Raw genomic sequence first — 22,170 nt, 5'->3', positions numbered from 1 at the left:
CGCTTCCTCCGGTCGCGTCCTCATTCGGCATCGCACCTGCGCTTCGCCTTCGGCAGGCTATCGCTCCCATCCCTGGCGGGCTGACGCATATCCCGTCGATCCCGTGGCCAATAATGTAGCGCGTCCAACCCTGCGCTCCGTCACCCGAACCTCTTGCCCGCCTCGCTGTTCACCCTCGGCATCGCAAGCCCAGCGCCTACATTTGCCTCAGAACACTGTTTAGACCGTTTCTAAACAATCGGCACCCATGATCAAAGTCTCCGAGCCCGCTAAGGCGGAAGTCATCAAACTCCTTGGGCAAGAGGGCCGTGGCCCCGACCACTTTGTGCGCGTAGGTGTGAAGGGCGGCGGCTGCTCCGGCCTGATGTACGACCTGGACTTCGACAACGAGATGAAGGACGGCGATAAGGTCTTCGAGGACAATGGCGTCAAGGTGGTGGTTGACAAGAAGAGCCTGCTCTACCTGCTCGGCACCACCCTCGACTTCAGCGGTGGCCTCAACGGCAAGGGCTTCCAATTCGTGAACCCCAACGCCAACCGGACCTGCGGGTGCGGGGAGAGCTTCAGCATCTGAGGAAGCAGCCGCAGAGAGAACCAAGATGAAATCTGACCGCAGCCACAGAAAGCAACCTCCGCGCCTCTGCGCCTCTGCGGCCAGCATTTGAGCCATGGCCCAAGACACCGACGATATCCTCCGCGAGGTCACCGAGAAGGAGTACGCTTACGGCTTCATCACCAACATCGAGAGTGATAAGGCCGCTAAGGGCCTGAACGAGGACATCGTGCGCTTCATCAGCGCCAAGAAGAACGAGCCCGAGTGGATGCTCGAATGGCGCCTGGAGGCCTTCCGCCTCTGGCAGAAGATGGAGGAGCCCGAGTGGGCGCACATCCGCTATCCCAAGATCGACTACCAGAACGCCTACTACTACAGCGCGCCGAAGAAGAAGCCCACGCTCAACAGCCTGGATGAAGCAGACCCCGAGCTGGTGAAGACCTTCGAGAAGCTGGGCATCAGCCTGGAAGAGCAGAAGCGCCTCGTGGGCGTAGCCGTGGATGTGGTGTTCGACAGCGTGAGCGTGAAGACCACCTTCCGCGAGACGTTAAAGGAGAAAGGCATCATCTTCTGCTCGTTCAGCGATGCCGTGCAGGAGCACCCTGATCTGGTGAGGAAGTACCTCGGCAGCGTGGTGCCGCGCACGGACAACTACTTCGCAGCGCTCAACAGCGCCGTGTTCAGCGATGGCAGCTTCTGCTACATCCCGCCGGGCGTGCGCTGCCCCATGGAGCTCAGCACCTACTTCCGCATCAACGAGGCCATGACCGGCCAGTTCGAGCGCACGCTGCTGATCGCTGATGAAGGTGCGTACGTGAGCTACCTCGAAGGCTGCACCGCCCCCATCCGCGACGAGCACCAGCTGCATGCCGCCGTGGTGGAACTGGTGGCACTCAAGGATGCGGAGATCAAGTACAGCACCGTCCAGAATTGGTACCCCGGCGATAAGGAGGGCAAGGGCGGCATCTACAACTTCGTCACCAAGCGTGGCCTCTGCCTGGGCGAGAACAGCAAGATCAGCTGGACGCAGGTGGAGACCGGCAGCGCCATCACCTGGAAGTATCCCAGCTGCGTGCTCAAGGGCGATAACAGTATCGGCGAGTTCTACAGCGTGGCCGTGACGAACAACCGCCAGCAGGCCGACACCGGCACCAAGATGGTCCACATCGGCAAGGGCACCAAGAGCACCATCGTGAGCAAGGGCATCAGCGCGGGCCTCAGCAACAACAGTTACCGCGGCTTGGTGAAGATCGGACGCGGCGCGAAGGGCGCACGCAACTTCAGCCAGTGCGATTCACTGCTGCTCGGCGACCGCTGCGGCGCGCACACCTTCCCCTACATCGAGAGCGAGAACCCCAGCGCGATGGTGGAACACGAGGCCACCACGAGCAAGATCGGCGAGGATCAGATCTTCTATCTCAACCAGCGTGGCATCGAAACGGAGAAGGCCGTGAGCCTGATCGTGAACGGCTACTGCAAGGAAGTGCTTAATCAGTTGCCGATGGAGTTCGCAGTGGAGGCGCAGAAGCTCCTTGCTGTGTCGTTGGAAGGCAGCGTGGGATGATTCCTTGTTGCTGATTCGCCGGCTTACCTATTCAGGCTAGCCTTCAGGTAGGACTCTCGGCTGGGAATCACCAGTCAGCGCTCCATCACGGTTTTCACCACGCCCAAAGCCGTCTTCACCCGTGCATTCCGACTGCCGCTGATGATCGTGTAGGGCTTCTCCAGCCAGTCGAGCAGGGCCTTGTATTTCTCGAACAACCGGTCGCGGTCGTACGGGTTCTCGCGCTGTGGATCCGGCTCCCAAGGGATATCAGGTTTGCATAGCAGCCAGTGGTCGTACTGGCGCTTCTCGCTCTGCTCCAGGATCCAGGGGTGGCAGCGGCCGAACTTCTCTTCGCTCCAGATGCGGATGGTGATCAGGTCCGTGTCGCATACCATGAGCCCCTTGAATTCGGTGCTGACCATCTCTTCGTTGCTGGCCTGTGCGCGGGCGATCTCCAACAGGTCAGCCTCCTCGTACGGCCTGTCCAGTCCATCGATGTACTCCCTGGCTGATTCGCTCACGTACCAGGCACGCGCGCGCAGCATCAGCTCTTGGGCGAGCGTGCTCTTGCCGCTGCTCTCGGGTCCTACGATGGCGATCTTGGTCATGGCGTTTGGTCACGCGAAGTAACTTTCCATCACCCCTCGGGCAGCGCCCGTGCTGCGGCGGCTGTCAATGGGGTCAACGAAAGCCAGTCACATGAAGAACGCCTTTACCCTGTTTCTCGGATTCGCGCTGTGCCAGGCCGCCAGCGCCGCGCTGCCGCCCTTTGCCTCGGCACCATTGAATGAGCACCTCCGCGAGGTGAATGCGCAGTGGGTAAAGCAGGACCCCGCTCCAGATGGAGGATTTACAACCGCGGCCTTCGCGCATGAATCGGAGCGTATCCAGCGGCACCTCGTGATGGTTCGCGAGCGATTGCTGTTGCGGAGCACGATTAGCCTAACGGATGGTCAACGGGCCAATCGCGCGCATTTGCTCAATCGCTTAGGGGCTTATGCCGAAGGCCGTCGCTTCCCGCAGAATCTGGTGATGGCGAAGCGCAATCCGGTCTTCATCGATCCTTTCGGCACTGCATGCGCCGTCGGCTGGCTCATGATCGAGAGCGGCCACAGCGACCTGGCAAAGGCCATCAGCACCGGCTTCAATCTGGGCTATGTGCACGAGATCATCACGGATCCGCGATTCGCGACGCCTGTTGCCGAATGGGCCAGCGTGCACGGCTTCACGGCCGACGAGCTCGCGTGGATACAACCGGGTTATCCGCCGTCATTGCCATGGCAGCCCTTTGGCGGCGGGGCGAATGGCGACGTCACAGTGCTGGAGAACCTGGCGAATGGCCACTTGCTGGTTGCAGGCGCGTTCACCGATGCCGGCGGAACCGCTGCGAACCACGTTGCGGTATGGAATGGGACCACCTTCGTTGCACTAGGCAGTGGCCTTCAGGGCACCGTGAATTGCGCAGTGGAGTTCGAGGGCGACCTCTATATCGGTGGAGCCATGCTGAATGGGCCCAACGATCTGGCGCGTTGGGATGGCGCGAACTGGACCTTCCAGACGGTATTCGATGGCAAGTATCCGGTGGTGACCGCTCTGCACGTGCATAGCGGCGAGTTGCACGCAGCAGGCACCATTTCCGGATTCGCCGGGAGCACGGACCATGTGGCGCGATTGGAAAGCGGGCTATGGCAGCCGGTAGGCAGCGCGTTGAATGGCACCGTGCACGCGCTCGATACGCACGCCGGCCGCTTGGTGGCAGCCGGCGCATTCACGGGATTCGCCTATGACCCGCTACCGGCCTTATCGCATGTGGCGGAGCTTGAGGGCAATGAATGGAGCCAGCTCGCCGACGGACTGAACGCTACCGTGCGCGACCTGCTCAGCGTGGATGGCGTGCTGCATGCCGCAGGCGACCTGTTCGTGAACATAGCGCCTGTATTCGGGATGGCGCGTATGGCTGCCGGGGCCCCTTCGTGGGAACAGATGATGCCGGGCCTTGCGAACTACATGTTCCCGACCTTGGGTGTCCCGCGCATCGAGCGCATTGTGCATCACGAGGGCGGCATCTACTTCGTGGGCGAGTTCGGGATCTCGAGCAGCATGATGCTGTTTGGGTACAACGTGGGCCGGTGGAATGGGATTGATGCGGTGGCTGAGCTCGCCGCGCCTGAGGCCGCCGTGCACGCTGCGGTCGTGCATGATGATGAACTCGTGATCGGCGGCGCCTTCACCAATTGGCTTCCTCATTTGGCTGTGCTTGGTCTGAGCACCGGCATTTCTTCATCCGTGGCGGGACAAGCGATCCTCGTATCGCCGAACCCCGCGCGGGAGCAAGTGCGGATCAGCGGATTGCAGGGCGTCGGCAAAGCACCTGTTAGCATCATCGATGCGGCAGGCCGTGAGCATCCCGTTGAGGCCACGCTTCTGGATGACACGGTCATGCTGAATACCGCGGCGCTCGCTTCTGGCGCGTACACTGTCCGGATCATGACCGCCCAAGGACCTGTGACCGCACGGTTCGTGAAGCAGTGAACGCATGCATGCCAGAGTGCGGAGGCGGCGCCATGCGCCGCCTCCGCACTTTTCCGGCCGCAGCGTGTTGCTTTGCGGCCAATGGAACGCTATTACTACCTCGCCTTGGATCTCTTCAGCATCGCGTTCCCGTTGGCCGCGAGCTTCGAGCCACGCATCGCCTATTGGCGCAAGTGGCGCGGCCTGTTCACCGGCATCGGGGTGATGATGGTCGTTTTCGTGGCATGGGATGCGGCCTTCACCGCGCAAGGCGTTTGGGGCTTCAGCGACCGGTACACGATCGGCGTGCGTTTCCTCGGCTTGCCGATCGAGGAGTGGCTCTTCTTCGTGTGCGTACCCTATGCCTGCGTGTACCTGTATGAGGTCATGCGTTATGCCTTGCGCAAGGATGTTCTCGGCCGCATCGCCGGCCCGCTGGCCATGGTGATGGCCATCGCGCTATTGATCATCGGCCTGATGAACCTAGACCGGCTCTACACGGCCATCACCTTCATCAGCGCTTCTGCCATGCTCGCGCTCCATGCGCTGGTGCTGCGCAGCGCCTACCTGGGCCGCTTCTTCGTCGGTTATGCGTTGAGCCTTGTCCCGTTCTTCCTGGTGAATGGAGTCTTACCGGGTGGCTGTTGCCGGAGCCCATCGTCTGGTACAACGATGCGGAGAACCTTGGCATCCGCCTGGGCACCATTCCTTTGGAAGACAGCATCTACCTGCTCTTCTTCCTGCTGCTCACCATCACGTTCCACGAACGCGCGCTCAACCGCGCGCATGGCGATCGTGCGTGATCGTCAATTGAGCACATAGCGGGGCTCCTGCTCGGCATGCCGCTCCCGGAACCAGCAACTGATGCCGATGCGGAAGGCGTGCTGCCATTCAGGCGAACCGGCCTCGGTCATGCGTGACCTGGATATCCAGCTGGCCTCGAGGCGCGTTGCGCTGACGGGGTCGATCAGCCAGCCCGCACGCATTTCGCCATGGAAGAGCGTGTATTCAATGGCTTCGCCTATGCGGTAATTGTAGTTGCGGTAGCCGAAGTTGGGCAGGTTCTGCCGGTCGCTCTCCGGCCGGAAGATGTTGCTGCCCCAGCTATCGGTGGTGTCGCTTCCGAGCCAGGCCATGCTGCCGCGAAGGGCATAGAGCATGCGGCCGCGCGACCATTCGATGTGCCCTAACGCTTCCTGGAAGTTCGAGCCGTAAGGATGGGCCAACGGCTGCCCGGCGTGCGCATAGTTCTGGCGGGTGTCGCTGTGCGTGTACATGAAGGGCCGAACGAAGTTCCATTCGCCGCGCAGGGTCAGGCCGCTCACCTTGAATGCGTCGCGCGCCACCGCGCCGGCCTGCAGCGCCTGCTTGTTCGCGTACCAGCCGTCGCCCGCACGCACTTCGCGCAACAGGAACTCATCGAGCATCACTTGGGCGTAGAACAGGGTGTGGCGGCCGGCCTTCACGCTTGCCGCGAAGCCCAGCAGCGCATTGTCCGGTGAACCCTGCGCGAATTCCACCGGGCGGTAGAAGATCACCGGGTTCAGGTAGCTCATTTCGAAGCCGCGCGGGTACAGGCTGTCGCCCTGGCTCCAGACGATGGCCTCGAAGAGCGCGAGGTTGATGCGGCGGCTGGCATTCACGCTGAGGTAGTGCATGCTCGCGTACTTCCGTTGGAAGCGAGACGGATCGCCCTGCGCGCCGCGGATGTCGTTCATCATGGTGAACAGGTTCACGTACTTGGCGCGCCAGACCGAGGTGGTGATGCGCAGGTACGGATAGGCGCTGGCCTCATCGCTGAGGAAGAGCGAACGATGCCCTTCGCCGATGAAGTTCTTGCCGCGCCCCAGGGTGAAGTTGAAGTGCTTGCCCGGGTCCCAGCTCGCGTACGCGTTCCAATCGCCATGCATGAACGCATTGCCCTCCGGATGCGCGTAGCCTTCGCCCGCGCTCATCTGCGTGGCGCGTGCGAGGCTGTCGAGGTAGACGGGGAAGCGCTCGCTCCAGAGCTGTCCGCTCACATGCAGCGTGAAGCGCTCACCGATGTCGCTCTCGAGCCAAGCGCCGCCACCCAGCCGATGGGTGCTCCTCATCGCAGTGTCCAAGCCTGCACCGCCTTGCAGATCGAGCAGCGGCCCCCAACGGAAATGCCTGCCGTTGCGGGCACCGGCCCATCGGTCGAGCATGGGCAATGCGGCGCTCGGGCGCAACGTATCGTGCGGGTCAACGAGGCGGATATCACGCACCCGGTATGGCCTGATGGCCGTATGCGCATCGGTTTTCCAACGGGCCAGCGCAGTGGCATAGGGCCGCTCCGCTTCGCGGCTCACGGGCAGCCAGCCCGCCTGGGCCATGCAAGCGCACGTAAGCAACATGGCCTGCACGGCTGCGATCCACCTCATGCCTTGTTCGGCTTGGGCCAGGCGAATGGCAGCAGTGCCAGCGCAAGGGCTGTTACGCCCAGCACCATGAGGCCGATGTTCGGGTGCCATTTGCGCGTGACCAGGCTGAGGGCGAGGATCGCCAGTGCATACAGGTAGATGGCGAGCGTGGTGCCGCGATGGCCCAGGCCCAGGGCGAGCAGGCGGTGGTGGATATGGTTTCGGTCGGCGGCGAACGGAGAATTGCCGCGGGCCATGCGCACCACGAATACGCGCAAGGTGTCCACCAATGGATAGGCGAGGACGCTCATGGCGAAGATCGGGGTGGGCAATTGCTGCAGCTTCAGCGGAAGCTTGGCCGTGTCGTGGTCAACCACCTTCATGGCCAGTACGGCCAGGATGGCGCCGATGATCAGCGATCCGCTGTCTCCCATGAACACGCGCGCAGGGTGCAGGTTGAAGACGAGGAAGGCGGCCAGCGCACCGGCGAGCACGAAGGCCAGGAGCGCCAAGGCTACATCACCGGCGAGGTAGAGCCACGTTCCATAGGCCAACGCTGCGATCAGACCCACGCCGCCGGCTAATCCGTCAACGCCGTCGATCAGGTTCATGGCGTTCACGACCACCACGTACACGAAGAAGGAGAAGGCGATGCTCACCGAGGCGGGAAGCTCATAGAAGCCGAGAACGCCGTGCATGTCCGTGATCCGGATGCCGGCCATGACCACCAGGATGTAGCCAACGATCATGTGGCCTAACAGCTTCTTCACAGGGGAGAAGCCGATGATGTCATCCTTCACCCCGATGAAGAAGAGCAGCACCATGGCCGCGATCACATGCTTGAAGTCGCTGTACGCGGCGACCATCAGATCATAGAGCACCCGGTACCCCGCATCGTTGAGCCCCAGCACCTCTCCGCGCGGGAACCAGAGCGCGTAGCTGAAGATGATGGCGGCGAAGATGATGATGCCCCCGATGGTGGGCACGCTGCGTTGATGAAGCTTGCGGTTCTCGCCAGGCTCGTCCACCAGGTGCTTCATGCGCGCCACCTTGATCAGCGAGGGCATGGTGAGCAGCACCACCGTGAAAGCGGTGAGCGCGCTGAAGACCAGGATCTGCTGATGGGGGTTCACGCGGTCGTCAAAGGTCGTAATACCGGTTGAAGAGGAAGGTGCGGAACCCGATGTACCAGTAGCTGCTCTGTATGATGTCGGCCCCACCCGGCAGGTCGCGGCGCATGATGCCGCCCACCAGCCGCGCATTGGTGTTGGGATTCACGAGCCATTGCAGGCTGGCATCGATGAAGGTGAGGCTGAAGGAGCGCGCTTCACCTTCATCGGGGCTGCCGATGTCGGGTTTGTCCAGGTCGGTGCCGAGGTTCAAGGAATCGGAGGGGTCCCGTTGCCATTGGCTCATGTTCACCTGGCCACGCAGCATCCAGCGCTTGTAGTTCATTTCAACGATGCCCACCGCTTCGCCGTATGCGGTGCCCAACGGATTGGCCAAGGGCTGACCGGCATGCATGTACGCCTCCCGGCGTCGCTGGCCCATATACATGAAGGGCGAGGCGGTATTGTACTCGGCTTGCAAATGGAGCCCGCGAAGGCCCACATCAAAGGCGCGCGCACCAGCCTGCCACGCTAGGCGGCCCGGGCCATCGGTGGCGAATTGGCCGTAAGCATATGCGCGGTCGGTGATCTTCAGGCGCAGGTCGGTGCCCACGAGGCAATTGGCGGCGCCATCGAATCCTTTCGCGGCCGTGTTCACGCCGATGACCGGATTGAGCGCGAGAGGGTCAAGGGGCTCCACGCGATCGGTGATGCTGCGGAAGAGCGTGGCCTCGAAGAAGCCGAGCTGCACGCGTCCCAGGTCAACGGAGAGGTGATGGAATGCGCCGCGCATCCAATGGAAGAGGTTCTCGCTGCTGGCGCCGCCGGCCAGACGGTCATCCTGGGTGACGCCGTGCATGAGCTTGGTGTACCACCAGGTGTACTGCCAGCGCTTGTTCGGGCTGAGCAGGCTGAATTTCAGGAAAGGCGAGCTGATCGCGTTATCGCTGAGCAGCACGCTGCGGTAACCGTGCCCAACGAAGTGCTTGCCTTGGCCAGCCTGCACATTCAGCCACGCGCTGGGGCTGTAGCTGAGCACGCCCTGGCTCCATCCATAATCGAAGCGGTTGCCATCCACCAGCTTCACGCGGCCCTGGCCTGGCAGAACGCCGGTCTCAAGCGCGCGGCGATAGAGGTATTGCGGCACGCGCCCCAGGTTCTCATGGAACATGGTATAGAATGAGACCTTCGGCCCGATATCTCCGCGCACCAGGAAACCCCGCGTGTTGAAGTAGTAACGATTGGTATCGGCGTAAGCCGAAGCATCGCCTTTGTCCGCGCCGAACTCATACGATAGGATCGGGTCCGCGCTCAAGAGCGCATCGTCCTCACGCACGCTGAGCAGCCGGTCGCGGAAGAGCTTGGTGGTGAGCACGTAGTAATAGCGCGTGCTGTCCTTCCGGAAGCCCTGCACATTGGTGAGGTCGGCCCTGCTCTCGATCACAGGCTTCAGCCCGCTGTGGATCCTCGCCTCGCGCCTGGCTGCATTGCGCTCCAGGTCAATGGAGAAGTCGCGCTGCAAGGGCACGTCGTTCTGCTGTGCGCAGAGCAGGGTGCTGTGCAGCAAGGGGAATAACGCAAACCGGCAGCGCATCTAGTGCCCTCGCAATGGCGGGCCGCCGAAAATAGGGAAGGGGTGAGATGGGCTTGGATGTTCAGGAAATGCTAGCCATATTTGATTCTCAATCCACCGCGAACATGTATCTGCTGCCCCCCCCCCCCCCGCCATGCACGACTACTCGTGATCCTTACACTCGCTGGGCAAGTCCCGCTTCATGGGCAGGCCATGGATCCCACGAGACTTGCATGGTGAATCACCATCTTCAGCTTGGCATTACTTGCCTCAGAACGGACAAGTCTATGATGTCGATGGCAACTACCGCCAAGATGTTTACTTCCACTCCGTAGGCACATACCCGACAATCTATGGCATGGACAAGGGCCGAATCGCCATCTGCGTCCCAAAGCCAGACCTGCCCACCCATCAGGAAGACAGTTTGTTCCGGATTGATTTTCAATTTGCTGGTCCTGCAGTGAACGACCCGGTACCGGTCTTCGTTGAGCCCACCGCGCGGCGATACAATTTCTACGAAGAGTACACACCAGCCGGGGTCACTGGCGTGACTGGCGCGAAGCGTGTGGTGTACGAGAACATGTACAACAACATCGACGTGCATTTCTACAGCAACAAGTGGGGGCCGAAGATGTATGTCGTGATCCGCCCGGGCGGGGATCCGAACAACATCCGGTTGAATTGGTTCGGGCACGACAGCTTGCGGCTCGATCTGAATGGCTACTTGGACGTTTGGTTCAAGCAGCAGTTCATCAAGCTGACACAAGGACTGGCCTATCAGCAACAGGGCAACGATGTGATCGAGATCCCTTGGCTGGCCAACTACATCATCGACAACGGACAATTGCAGACCGGGTTCGAGTTCGGCGCTTATGACCCCACCTTGCCGCTCATCCTCATCGTGCGGCCCTTCAACCCGGACCCCGGCATGCTGGGCGGCGGCGGGCCGCAAGTGCCCGAGTGGTGTACGTTCGTTGCCGGTGCGCACCACGATCAGATGCTCGACATCACCCACGACCCCGAGGGCAATATTTATGTGACCGGCGCTTCGAGGAGCGCGAGTGGATTGCCGATTACGCCAGGCGATTTTCAGTTCATGAACCAAGGCGCCAGTGACGTAGTCGTTGGCAAGTTCAACGAGTTCTATGAGATTGAGGATGGTGCCGGTTGGATGACCTACATCGGCGGGGTGACAGAGGACCGAGGCGTGGCCTTGGCTTATGATGAGGTGAACGCGCGTGTGGCGGTAACGGGTTCCACCCTATCGGGCACCTCACCACCGAACCTTGCTTTAGCGAGCAATCCGAATTCATACGCATCCATGGGTTCACCGCCATCGGCCCAGTTCATTGCGTGGTTACAAGAATCCGATGGGTTCTTGACCTACTTCACAAGAACCCAAGGAAGCATTACGTCGGATTACGAAGGCGACATCGCCGTGGATGATGTAGGCAATACTTACATGGTCGGTCACGGTGACTTCATCGACCCGCTTTCCGAGGGTGCAGCGAATCCGCCAGGCGCTTATGTGCAATGGAACAATCCGGGCACTCCATTCCCCGGACAGCTATGGCCCAAACAAGGCTTTGCCATGCGGCTCGATCCACAGGCCAACCTCACCTGGTACACGGGTTTGGGCGGGCCGCGCAACGAGTTCGTGAACGGCTGTGCGGTGGATCTGACGAATGGGCTCCTGTACGTTGTGGGGAGCACGGCCACGCCGAACGATCCCAATCAGAGTTTCAATTGCTCGCCGCTGGCCAGCCAGTACGAGTTTCCCTTGTGCGAGTACCCCGATGGCTATTTCCAGAACAAGCTGAATGGAACGGCGGTCGTGTCCGATCCGCCGCAAACCCCAGAGGACGGTTTCATCATGCGTTTCAAGCTGGGGGACATGGGCCTTGATTGGTGCAGCTATGTTGGCGGGGCATTTCAAGACGGGATCTGGGATGTTGCCGTTGACTCCGATGGACAGGCCTATGTGGCCGGTTGGAGCGATACCCCTCAGTATGCTACGAATACGTGCTCAGAACCCTTGGATGACGGTTTCCCGAAATGCGATGCCAGTGGGTTCTTTGAGCAAGTTGCGAACGATAGGCGCCGCTTCATCGCCCGCTTCGATGAGGACGCCAGGCTGACGTGGAGCACCAAGATCGGCGACAACACGAACTTCAATAACGGTGGCTTCGAGCCGATCTCCTTGGCCATCGACCGGGAGGACAATGTGTACTTCCACCACACGAGCTACCGCATCGCGCCAACCTATACGGCACCGGTGCCCATGCTTGCTGCCGGCGGCTTTTACATCAACTACGCGCACAACGATGCGATGACGACCGGAAGGAGCGATACCTACGTGGTCAAGTTCAATTCGGGCACGGTGCATCTCTATTCCACCTACTTCGGCGGCATCGGCAGCGATTTCGCACGGGGCATCACCGCACCGGACGATCGGGTCTATGTGTGCGGCTACACCTACTCGATCCTGAACTTCCCCACGAATGCGCCGGTGATCCCCGATTACCAGCCCTACCTGAATGAGACCCCGCAGGCCATTGTCGCTCAGAACCGCGCCGATGGCTACATCGCCCAACTGCGGTACGATTTGACTATTGGGGTCGAGGAAGCCGCAGCTTCAGCGCGGAGCAACGGGCTCACGGTCTATCCCAATCCCGCATCCGATGCGGTGACCGTGCTTCTGCCGGCCGGTTTCACCGGTTCGGGCGAGCTGCGCTTAGTGGATGAATTGGGGCGAATTGTTGAGCAGACCACCTTACGCCAAGGGAACAGCGTTTCCATCCCCACGGATAGGCTGGCCACCGGCCTCTACTCGGCTGTGTTAATCCAGGGCAGCCAGACTTGGCACACCCGCATGGCCATCATGCGCTAAGCATCAGGTCATGTGCAGCAGGTTCAGGAGGGAGTTGCTGGGCTTGGCGCTGTGCGCCAACGCCTGCATGGCGCTGGCTCAATGGCAATCGTTGAATGGCGGGGTGAGCTGGGAGGTGCGCGCGTTCGCGTTCAACGCTGACAGCTCGCGCCTTCTGGTCGGTGGCGGTTTTACCTGGGTGCATCAGGACAGCCTGCGCGCGAATCAGCTGGCCTGGTGGGACGGTGAGTCTTGGAGCATCGAAGGCTTAGCCAATGGAAGTGGCGATACGGTGACCACCGGGTCGAATTGGCTGCCGGTGGTGTCGCTCGCGCTCAGAGAGGACACCTTGTTCGCCAGTTATTTGGCGAACATCTGGCAATATGATTTCGACCTGCGGGTCGCCTCGATGCTGGTGAACGGCACCTGGGAGCCCTGCGGCAGTCCGGAGAGCACCTTGTTCTTCATGGAGGCGAACGGCCGGCTCTTCAACGGCGGCTTGGCGGATACGCTGTATGGGCAGCACCAGCCCATGGTGAATGAGTGGATCAATGGTGCTTGGCAGCCGCTACCAGGTTATTCGTTCAGCAACTCAGCGGGCGTTTACGATGTGGGGTACTGGCAGGGGAGCTACTACTTCGCCGGTACTTTCAATGCGTTCGGCTCGCGCAAGATCGTGGCCTTCGATGGCGTGGATCAATGGACTCCCTTGGGCGGCGGCGTGGGGGGCAACTTCATCGGTACCCTTTGCGGCTATGGCGATTCGCTTTACGTGGGCGGTTACTTCCTGCCCGGCGGGAGCGTGCAGTCGAAGCATGCGCAGATCTGGGACGGCCAATCCTGGCGGCCCTTTTTCCCGCAGGTGGAGTTCGTGGGTGTGGTGCGCGACATGCAGGTGTATGACGGCGCATTGTACATCAGCGGCATCCACACCTGGGTGGGCGATACCACATGGTACGGCCTGCTGCGCTACGATGGGCGCGAGCTCTGCAGCATCGGTGGGCCGATGCCCTCGGGTGATAACAGCATGATGGCATTCTTCCAGAACAACCTGTACCTGGGCATCAGCCCTCAGTTCGTGCAGCTGCCGGGGGAGTACATCGCATACTTGCCGCTGGAGGGGCTGGTCTCGGATCGTTGCGCAGAGATCATCGCATCGGTGCCGGAGCAGCATGCGGCGGGGCGCTTAATGCTTCAGCCCAACCCGGCCAGCGATGCGGTCACGGTCCTCATCCCCGAGCACTTCCGTGGCGCGTGCACGTTGCAATTGCTGGATGAACTTGGGCGTTTGGTGCTCACGGTCACTGCATATAGCCAGAATTCCTTTCTGGTTCCGCTGAACGCAGTTGCTGCTGGGCACTACACATTGGTTCTACGCGCCGGAGGCGAAGAGCTCCGGGAGCGTTTGGTAGTAGCGCGCTGATGGCGCGATGATCAGGCCTTCGCCAACTCGCTCTTCGCGAACTCCGCGTACACCGCCGTGATGCCTTCGCGCAGCCCGATGCGGTGCTTCCAGCCCAGGTTGTGCAGGCGGGATACGTCCATGAGCTTACGCGGCGTGCCGTCGGGTTTCTCGGTGTTCCATTTCAGTTCGCCGGTGTAGCCCACGATGTCCTTGATCATTTCCGCGAGTTCCTTGATCGTAAGGTCGACACCGGTGCCGATGTTCACGAACATCTCCTCGTCGTAGCTCTGCAAGAGGAAGAAGCAGGCATCGGCGAGGTCGTCCACGTGAAGGAATTCACGCATGGGCGATCCGGTGCCCCAGACCTCAACGCTGGGCGCGCCGCTCACCTTGGCCGTGTGGAACTTGCGGATGAGTGCGGGCAGCACATGGCTGTTGTTGAGGTCGTAGTTGTCGTTGGGCCCATAGAGGTTGGTGGGCATGGCGCTGATGAAGTTGCAGCCGTACTGGCGGCGGTAGCTCTCGGCCAGCTTGATGCCCGCGATCTTGGCGATGGCGTAGGGCTCGTTGGTCTGCTCGAGCAGGCCGGTGAGCAGGCTCTCCTCCTTCAGCGGCTGTGGCGCCAGCTTCGGGTAGATGCACGAGGAGCCCAGGAAGAGCAGCTTCTTCACGCCGTTCTCGTAGGCTGAATGGATGATGTTGCTCTCGATCATCAGGTTCTCGTACAGGAACTGCGCGCGATAGACGTTGTTGGCATGGATGCCGCCCACTTTGGCCGCAGCGAGCACGACGAGGTCGGGCTTCTCCTGAGCGAAGAAGTCGCGCACGGCTTGCTGCTCCTTCAGATCGAGCTCCTTGCTGGTGCGCGTGACGATGTTGGTGAAGCCATCCTTCTGCAAACGGCGCACGATGGCGGAGCCCACCATGCCGCGGTGGCCTGCGATGTAGATCTTGTCGGTCTGGTTCATTGTTGTGGTCGTTGGGGCGCGTCATGACGCGCCCGTACAGCAGGAACGATCGTACAGGCAAAGGCGATCATTCCTGCTCGTGCAGGATCTTGTGTCCGCCCTTCTTCAAGTACACGTCGCGCTTGAAGAGGGCCAGGTCGCTGGCCATCATCTCCTTCACCAGGGCCTTCAGGTCGTACTTGTGCTTCCAGCCTAGTTCGCGCATGGCCTTGCGGGGATCGCCTTCCAAGTGGTCCACCTCGGCGGGACGGTAATAGCGCTTGTCGATGGCCACGAGCACCTTGCCCGACTTCCTGTCGTAGCCTTTCTCCTTCTCGCCCTTGCCTTTCCACTCGAGTTTGATGCCCACTTCGCCGAAGGCCAAGTCCACGAAGTGACGCACGGTGTAGGTCTTACCAGTGGCCAGCACATAGTCATCGGGCTTCTTGGCTTGCAGCATCAGCCACATGCCTTCCACATAGTCCTTGGCGTGGCCCCAATCGCGCTTGGCGTCGAGGTTGCCCAGGTAGAGGGTGTCCTGCAGGCCTAGCTTGATCTTGGCCGCAGCGCGCGTGATCTTGCGCGTCACGAAGGTCTCACCGCGCAAGGGGCTCTCATGGTTGAAGAGGATGCCGTTGCAGGCGAAGATGCCATAGCTCTCGCGGTAGTTCTTGGTGATCCAGAAGCCGTAGAGCTTGGCCACGCCGTACGGGCTGCGCGGGTGGAAAGGCGTCTCCTCGCTCTGCGCGTGCGGCCGGACACCGCCGTAGAGCTCCGAGGTGGAGGCCTGGTAGAACTTGGTCTTCTTCTCCAAGCCGAGGATGCGGATGGCCTCCAGGAAGCGCAGCGTGCCGATGCCGTCGGCGTTGGCGGTGTATTCGGGCATCTCGAAGCTCACGTGCACGTGGCTCATCGCGGCGAGGTTGTAGATCTCATCGGGCTGGATCTGCTGCACCAGGCGCAGGCAGTTCACGCTGTCGGTGAGGTCGCCGTAATGCAGGTGGAAGGGACGGCCCTTCTCGTGCATGTCGTGGTACAGGTGATCGATGCGGTCCGTGTTGAAGAGCGAGCTGCGGCGCTTCACGCCATGCACCTCATAGCCCTTGTTCAACAGGAGCTCGCTCAGGTAGGCGCCGTCCTGGCCAGTCACGCCGGTGATCAGCGCCACTTTGCGCTTGCCGTTCTTCTTCGATGATCCGTTCTTCTTGGACATGTTGCGCGCGCCGCTGCCCGCAGCGCTGTTTAGGTTTCAGTTGACGATGAACCAGTTGTTCACCAGCGAGGCTTTATTGTAGCGCATGGGCGCGCCGGTGGTGATGTCGATGAGTTGCTTGCCCGCTTCGTTCACGATGGCATGGCCTGCGGCGGTATCCCATTCCATGGTGGGGGCGTAGCGCGGGTAGGCATCGGCGGCGCCCTCGGCCACCAGGCAGATCTTCAGGGCGCTGCCCATGCTCGTGAGGGCCACTGATCCATGTTCTTGCTCCATGCGCGCGATATAGGCCTCGGTTTCCGGGCTCGGATGCGATCGGCTGGCCACAATGGTGAATGCGCTGCGGTCGTGCTGCACGGGGAGGCGTTCGGCGGACAAGGCGCGTTCATACGCCCCACCGTGCGCGTGGGTTGCCGCCGACTGGCGATACGCCCCGCCGCCCTGCCAAGCGAAATACAGGATGTCTTTCACGGGGACGAGGAGCACCCCGGCGATGGGCCTTGCTGATCCGAGCGCCCCAGCGGGAAGGCCATCTCGTTGCATCAACGCGATGTTCACGGTGAACTCGCCGTTGCGCTTGATGAACTCCTTGGTGCCATCGAGCGGATCGACCAGCCAATAGCGCTCCCACGCTTGCCGCTCCGCCAGGGCCGATTCCTTCCCTTCTTCGCTGAGCACCGGAATTCCGGTCACGGATAGAGCGGAAACGATGGCACCATGAGCGCGCTTGTCCGCCTCGGTCAGCGGGCTCTTGTCTGCTTTCTGCTCGGTGGAGAATGCGGTGCCGTAAACATCCAGGATCTCCCGCCCTGCGGTGAAGGCTGCTTTGATCGCGGCATCCACCAACGGGAACAACTCATGCTGCATGCCGGCAAAGGTATCCGCCCGCATTCCGCGCCGCGTGACGGTGCGCGCCCGTCAGAGCACGGGATAGAGCTCGAGCGCTCCTTATTTCCCCATGATCTTGAACATGCCCGTACCGCAAGTAGGGCAAACGCCTTTCATGGCTTTGCGGCCGTTGGCCATGGTCACTTCCTTCGCGTCCTTGATTTCACGCTTGTCCTTGCACTTCACGCAATAACCTTGTACAGCTGGCATGTCTTCCGGTTTTTGGGGTTAACGTGTGGGCAAGGTACCCGGCACCGCGCGGCGAAGCGGCTTTGAGCCGAGCAGGTTATCAACAGGCCATCAACGATACGTTCAGCACAGTCGGCTTCCGTTGGGCACGGTGCCCTGTGGCGCTGCCAGCACAATGGCACCCTCAGCATCGGCGAAACCGGTCACCAGGCACTCGCTCATTATGCTGCCGATCTGCTTCGGCTGGAAATTTATCACCGCAATCACCTGCCTCCCGATCAGGTCCTCTTTAGCGTGGCGTTCCGTGATGCGGGCGCTGCTGCGTTTGATGCCGTGGGGGCCGAAGTCGATGGTGAGCACATAGGCAGGCACACGAGCTTCGGGCAAATCCTCCGCAGAGAGCACGGTGCCAGCGCAGAGCGAGACCTGCTCGAATTCGTTCCAAGTGATGGTGTTCATGGCGCCCGAAGATGGCTTCGGCGATCGGAAATCCGTGAACGGTTGCGGCCGTTACATTTACCGGCCCATGCGTCAGGCCCTCCTTGTATTGCTGGTTGTTGCTGCGGTCGTATTCCCGTCGGGGGATCTGTTCGCACAAGGTTGCGCCATGTGCAAGGCAGTGGCCCAAGGCGGCAATGGCGTCTTCGGTGGTGAACAAGCCATTGGCAAGGGGCTCAATCGCGGCATCCTGTACTTGATGGCGATGCCCTACCTGCTATTGCTCGTCTTCTTCCGTAAGAAGATCGTGGGCTTCATCAAGGAATTTGCCTCGGCGCAAGGCTGAGTCCCAGCCCTCCTGGAATCTTCGACCTGGACCTCGGGCAGAATGGTGCCTGCCCTCAGGCTTTCGCGTTCATCGTGGCGTAGTTCGCAAAGAACCTCGGGATGGTGCGAATTCCTTGGAAGTAGTTGAACACGCCATACTTCTCGTTCGGGCTGTGGATGTTGTCGCTATCCAATCCGAATCCGAATAGCACGGTCTTCAAGCCCAGTTCCAGCTCGAAGAGCGCCACGATGGGTATGCTGCCGCCGCCGCGCGTGGGGATGGGCTTCTTGCCGAAGGTCTCCTCCATGGCCTTGCTCGCTGCGAGGTAGGCCGGGCTGTCGATAGGCGTCACCGCAGCTTCGCCACCGTGGTGCGGGCGCACCTGCACCTTCACGCTGGGGGGGGCGATCCTCTCGAAATGACCCTGGAAGAGCTTGGTGATGGCTTCGCTCTTCTGGTTGGGCACCAGTCGCATGCTCAGTTTGGCGAAGGCCTTCGAGGGGAGGACTGTCTTGGCGCCCTCGCCGATGTAACCGCCCCAGATACCGTTCACATCGAGGGTGGGGCGGATGCTGCTGCGCTCCTCGCTGGTGTAGCCCTTCTCACCGCGCACGGCATCGATGCCGAGGTCCCTTTTGTAATCCTCCTCATCGAAAGGTGCTTCGGCCAAGGCCTGGCGCTCGGCGGGGCTCAGTTCCACCACCGCATCATAGAAGCCAGGGATCGTCACGCGCCGGTCCGCATCGTGCAGGCTGGCGATCATCTCGCACAGGGCGTTGATGGGGTTGGCCACCGCGCCACCGTACACGCCGCTATGCAGGTCGCGGTTCGGTCCAGTGACCTCCACTTCCACGTAGCTCAGTCCGCGCAGCCCGGTGTTGATGCTGGGGCAGTCGTTGGCGATCATCGCCGTATCGCTGATCAGCACGACGTCGGCTTTGAGCCGCTCCTTGTTCTGCGAAACGAAGATGCCCAGGTTGTCGCTGCCCACTTCCTCCTCGCCCTCGATCATCACCTTCACGTTGCAAGGCAGGCCCCCAGTCTTCATCATGGCCTCGATGGCCTTCACGTGCATGTAGAATTGGCCCTTGTCGTCGGCGCTGCCCCGCGCGTAGATCATTTCGTCCTTGATTACCGGGTCGAATGGGCCGCTGTGCCAGAGGTCTAGGGGGTCAGGCGGCTGCACGTCGTAGTGCCCATAGACCAGCACGGTGGGCTTGGCGGGGTCCACGATCTTCTCGCCGTAAACGATGGGGTGGCCTTTCGTAGGGCAGACCTCCACCTTCTCCAGGCCGGCTTCCTGCATGCGCTGCCTCACCGCTTCGGCGCAACGGGCCACATCGGCCTTGTACTTGGGGTCAGCGCTCACGCTAGGGATGCGCAGCAGGTCGAGCAACTCGCTGAGGAAGCGGTCCTTATGGCTCTCAAGGTAGGCGTCGATCGGATGCACAGGCGATGGGTTTGTTGGTGGCCGAATATAGGTGCGGTTGGTTGGGCAACCTTCCGGATTGCTCCTCTGTCATGGAATGGTCCGGAACGACTACTTTTCCAACGCCTCGGCAACCCTACCTATGAAGGCACCACTACTTACCATCGCAGCGCTTGCGCTCGGCCTTGCTGGCCATGCTCAATTGGTGATCAACAATACCCAGACCCCGGCCCAGCTCGTGAATGATGTGCTCTTGGGCAATGGCGTGCAGGCCTTCAATATCCGGTACAACGGGGTTCTGAACCCGGCCGCGAACGTGATTGGCAGCGGGTCCTTCACGGCGACCAATAGCAACCTTGGCTTGGCGGCTGGCCTTATTCTCTCGAGCGGTCAAGCCAACGCGGTTGCTGGCGCTCAAACGAGTTTCAGCGGCAATGCGAATGGTACTGGAAGCGACCCTGACCTCGTGAGCGTTTCAGGGGGGAACATCAATGACCGGGCGATGCTTGAGTTCGATTTCATCCCCACGGGCGACACGCTGAAATTCCGGTTCGTGTTCGCATCGGAGGAATATCCTGAGTACGTCTGCTCCTTCAACGATGCATTCGGCTTCTTCCTGAGCGGTCCGGGCATCGCAGGTCCGTACAGCGGCGCATCGGAGAACATAGCCCTCATTCCCGGCACCACGGTGCCTGTGACGATCAACAACGTGAACAACGGGTTGAACAACAACCCGACGAACGCAACCTGCCCGGCGCAGAACCCGGGATTCTATGTGGACAACACCGGCGGGACCACCGTGGTATTCGACGGCATGACCGTGGTGATGCAGGCGACGTATGTGGTGCAGTGCGGCCTCACCTACCACATCAAGCTGGGTGTTGGCGACGCGCTGGACAGCACCTTCGATAGCGCGGTGTTCCTTGAAGCGGGCAGCTTTGTGAGCACCGGTCAGGTGATTCCCACGCTGGCGCAATCAACCGGGGTGGTTGGCAACACGATGCTTGAGGGTTGCAACCCGGTCTCGCTCACTTTCACGCGCTTGGGCGACACGAGCACGGTGGATACCGTGGACATCTTCATTGGCGGCACCGCCACCCCGGGGGTTGACTACACCTACATCTTCCCGCCGCAGCTGATCTTCCCGGAGAATGTGGAGTCGGTCACGATCACGTTCGATGTGCCCATCGACCCGGACGGGCCAGAGACGATGATCATCACCATCGAGCAATTGGTGGCCTGTGCCGGCTTGGTGCTGCAGACCAACTTCACCTTCAATATAGATAGTCCGCCGCCGCTCGTGGTGACAGGGGACACCATACCCAGTATATGCGGGCAGAACAATCTCCTGATACCATCGGTGTCAGGGGGCATGGGCCAATACACCTACGATTGGAGCACTGGGGCCACCACGGCCACGATCAATGCTGCGCCGGCAGTGACCACCACGTACTCGGTAACAGTCACGGACATCTGCAACATCCCGCCGCAGACCGTCGATTTCGTGGTGGTGCTGCCGATCTACCCGCCGCTGGAGCTGGTGATGTGGCCGGATACCTTGATTGACTGCCTCGGCAATGGGGATATCTCCGTGCTGAGCGTCACCGGAGGCGATGGTGTCTTCAGCTACCAATGGAGCCTCGGTGGCGTGCCCTTGGGCAACGGACCGTTGCTGAACGTGCCGTCGTCAACCCCGCCGGTGTATTACACCATGACCGTGAGCGAAGGCTGCGGCACCAGCATCAGCGATAGCGTACAGGTGGGCACCGTTCCATTGCCGGACATCGAGATTGAAACGGCTGGTGACCAAGCGGTGATCTGCGCCGGTGACAGTACCACCCTCACTATCACCGGAATCACCGGCGGCAATGGCGTTTACGATTGGACCTGGACCGACCCCAACGGCGGAGTCATTGGCACCGGTTGGACCATCACGGTCCCGGTCTTCACCACCACGCCGTACATCATTACGGCCAACGATCAATGCGGCTACACCGGCGTGGCTTCCGTGAACGGTGTGATGCCGATCTACGACCCATTCGTGCTCACGATGGTGCCCGATCATGTCCTCTGCGCTGGAGACAGCACCATGGTCCATGCGCTGGTCAACGGCGGAAGCGGTTACTACCACATCCTTTGGGCGGGGGCCGATAGCCTCACCGACCCGCTCTATTGGGTGAGCCCGGTTGAGGACACTGAGTACCGCGTGATGGTGCGCGACCAATGCGGCGAGGTGCGCTTCGGCGAGACGGAGATCGAAGTGGAGCATGTTTCCGTTGATATTGTTGAAGTGAACGAGGGTCAGGACGATTGGTACCTGTTGGCCGCCACTCAGCCGTATGCCCGCACTTGGATTTGGGACATGGGCGATGGCACCCGCTACCGGAACGACGAGGTACGGCATAGTTACCTTGACCTTGAGGAGCATTGGGTCACGTTGAATATCGTCACCCCGAATGGCTGCTACGGGAATGACTCCCTGCTCCTGCGCCCGCCAGCGCACATCTACTTCCCGAATGCCTTCAGCCCCGATGGCGACGGCTGGAATGAGGTGTTCGGTCCCGATGGCCACTACATCACCCATTTTGAGATGCAGATCTTCAATCGCTGGGGCGAGCTCGTTTACTCCACGAACGATATCCTTGCACCTTGGGATGGCACCTACGGCGGCTCACCGGCTCCAACTGGCGTGTACGTGTACAAATACCGCGCGGAGGGGCATTACTTCCCGCCAGTGGACGGCATGGGCCATTTGACCTTGTTGCGTGGAAGCCAGAATTGAACAACAACC

At 61.0% G+C, this 22,170-nt stretch carries 17 protein-coding genes and 1 pseudogene; 8 read left to right on the top strand and 10 right to left on the bottom strand.

The genetic code is table 11. From position 1 onward, the window contains the following. Positions 1-247 precede the first annotated feature (247 nt). Both IPM12_01500 and sufB read left to right on the top strand, forming a co-directional pair. Positions 248-574, top strand: coding sequence for an iron-sulfur cluster assembly accessory protein (locus IPM12_01500; protein MBK9146474.1), 327 nt, complete (start codon positions 248-250; stop codon positions 572-574). Between the two features lie 94 nt (positions 575-668). Continuing rightward, complete coding sequence (sufB, locus tag IPM12_01495) at positions 669-2,117, top strand: Fe-S cluster assembly protein SufB (GenBank protein MBK9146473.1); 1,449 nt, start codon at positions 669-671, stop codon at positions 2,115-2,117. Between the two features lie 74 nt (positions 2,118-2,191). Here the strand turns inward: sufB and IPM12_01490 are convergent, their stop codons facing one another. Then, positions 2,192-2,707 (bottom strand): ATP-binding protein, encoded by a 516-nt coding sequence (locus IPM12_01490; GenBank protein MBK9146472.1) that lies wholly within the window; start codon positions 2,705-2,707, stop codon positions 2,192-2,194. A 91-nt stretch (positions 2,708-2,798) separates the two neighbouring features. On the opposite strand from IPM12_01490, the gene IPM12_01485 reads away from it, so the two are divergent. Both IPM12_01485 and IPM12_01480 read left to right on the top strand, forming a co-directional pair. Next, complete coding sequence (locus tag IPM12_01485; GenBank protein ID MBK9146471.1) at positions 2,799-4,631, top strand: T9SS type A sorting domain-containing protein; 1,833 nt, start codon at positions 2,799-2,801, stop codon at positions 4,629-4,631. 81 nt (positions 4,632-4,712) lie between these two features. Then, positions 4,713-5,413, top strand: a pseudogene (locus IPM12_01480) (lycopene cyclase domain-containing protein). Positions 5,414-5,416: 3 nt separating this feature from the next. Here the strand turns inward: IPM12_01480 and IPM12_01475 are convergent. From IPM12_01475 to IPM12_01465, 3 genes are read right to left on the bottom strand one after another with little or no spacing between them, the layout of a single operon-like run. After that, complete coding sequence (locus IPM12_01475; GenBank protein ID MBK9146470.1) at positions 5,417-7,012, bottom strand: hypothetical protein; 1,596 nt, start codon at positions 7,010-7,012, stop codon at positions 5,417-5,419. After that, positions 7,009-8,124 carry an undecaprenyl/decaprenyl-phosphate alpha-N-acetylglucosaminyl 1-phosphate transferase gene (locus tag IPM12_01470; protein MBK9146469.1) on the bottom strand — a complete coding sequence of 372 codons (1,116 nt, stop codon included), beginning with the start codon at positions 8,122-8,124 and terminating at the stop codon, positions 7,009-7,011. Before IPM12_01470 ends, IPM12_01475 begins: the two co-directional genes overlap by 4 nt. Before the next feature lie 7 nt (positions 8,125-8,131). After that, positions 8,132-9,667 (bottom strand): hypothetical protein, encoded by a 1,536-nt coding sequence (locus tag IPM12_01465; protein ID MBK9146468.1) that lies wholly within the window; start codon positions 9,665-9,667, stop codon positions 8,132-8,134. 271 nt (positions 9,668-9,938) lie between these two features. Here IPM12_01465 and IPM12_01460 point away from each other — a divergent pair, with 271 nt between their 5' ends. Both IPM12_01460 and IPM12_01455 read left to right on the top strand, forming a co-directional pair. Beyond that, positions 9,939-12,563 (top strand): T9SS type A sorting domain-containing protein, encoded by a 2,625-nt coding sequence (locus tag IPM12_01460; GenBank protein ID MBK9146467.1) that lies wholly within the window; start codon positions 9,939-9,941, stop codon positions 12,561-12,563. Positions 12,564-12,573: 10 nt separating this feature from the next. Further along, positions 12,574-13,965 (top strand): T9SS type A sorting domain-containing protein, encoded by a 1,392-nt coding sequence (locus IPM12_01455; GenBank protein MBK9146466.1) that lies wholly within the window; start codon positions 12,574-12,576, stop codon positions 13,963-13,965. Positions 13,966-13,976: 11 nt separating this feature from the next. On the opposite strand, the gene IPM12_01450 is transcribed toward IPM12_01455, so the two are convergent. From IPM12_01450 to IPM12_01430, 5 genes are all read right to left on the bottom strand, one after another. Then, complete coding sequence (locus tag IPM12_01450) at positions 13,977-14,915, bottom strand: GDP-L-fucose synthase (protein MBK9146465.1); 939 nt, start codon at positions 14,913-14,915, stop codon at positions 13,977-13,979. A gap of 67 nt (positions 14,916-14,982) precedes the next feature. After that, positions 14,983-16,107 (bottom strand): GDP-mannose 4,6-dehydratase, encoded by a 1,125-nt coding sequence (gene gmd, locus IPM12_01445; GenBank protein MBK9146464.1) that lies wholly within the window; start codon positions 16,105-16,107, stop codon positions 14,983-14,985. Positions 16,108-16,143: 36 nt separating this feature from the next. Beyond that, positions 16,144-16,974, bottom strand: a complete 831-nt coding sequence (cysQ, locus tag IPM12_01440) for a 3'(2'),5'-bisphosphate nucleotidase CysQ (protein MBK9146463.1) — start codon at positions 16,972-16,974, stop codon at positions 16,144-16,146. Between the two features lie 81 nt (positions 16,975-17,055). Beyond that, the gene (locus IPM12_01435) at positions 17,056-17,205 is read right to left on the bottom strand and encodes a hypothetical protein (GenBank protein MBK9146462.1); all 150 of its coding nucleotides are present in this window, start codon (positions 17,203-17,205) and stop codon (positions 17,056-17,058) included. A gap of 102 nt (positions 17,206-17,307) precedes the next feature. Further along, positions 17,308-17,643 carry a tRNA-binding protein gene (locus tag IPM12_01430; GenBank protein MBK9146461.1) on the bottom strand — a complete coding sequence of 112 codons (336 nt, stop codon included), beginning with the start codon at positions 17,641-17,643 and terminating at the stop codon, positions 17,308-17,310. A gap of 67 nt (positions 17,644-17,710) precedes the next feature. On the opposite strand from IPM12_01430, the gene IPM12_01425 reads away from it, so the two are divergent. Beyond that, complete coding sequence (locus IPM12_01425; protein ID MBK9146460.1) at positions 17,711-17,968, top strand: hypothetical protein; 258 nt, start codon at positions 17,711-17,713, stop codon at positions 17,966-17,968. A gap of 55 nt (positions 17,969-18,023) precedes the next feature. Here the strand turns inward: IPM12_01425 and IPM12_01420 are convergent, their stop codons facing one another. Then, on the bottom strand, positions 18,024-19,391 hold the full coding sequence (locus IPM12_01420) for a dipeptidase (protein MBK9146459.1): 1,368 nt from the start codon (positions 19,389-19,391) through the stop codon (positions 18,024-18,026). 130 nt (positions 19,392-19,521) lie between these two features. Here IPM12_01420 and IPM12_01415 point away from each other — a divergent pair, with 130 nt between their 5' ends. Then, positions 19,522-22,161 (top strand): choice-of-anchor L domain-containing protein, encoded by a 2,640-nt coding sequence (locus IPM12_01415; protein MBK9146458.1) that lies wholly within the window; start codon positions 19,522-19,524, stop codon positions 22,159-22,161. Positions 22,162-22,170 lie beyond the last annotated feature (9 nt).

Source organism: Flavobacteriales bacterium (assembly GCA_016716605.1).
Lineage (GTDB): Bacteria > Bacteroidota > Bacteroidia > Flavobacteriales_F > PHOS-HE28 > PHOS-HE28.
The sequence above is the reverse complement of the archived record's forward strand: the minus strand, read 5'-3'. Positions and strand labels throughout refer to the sequence as shown.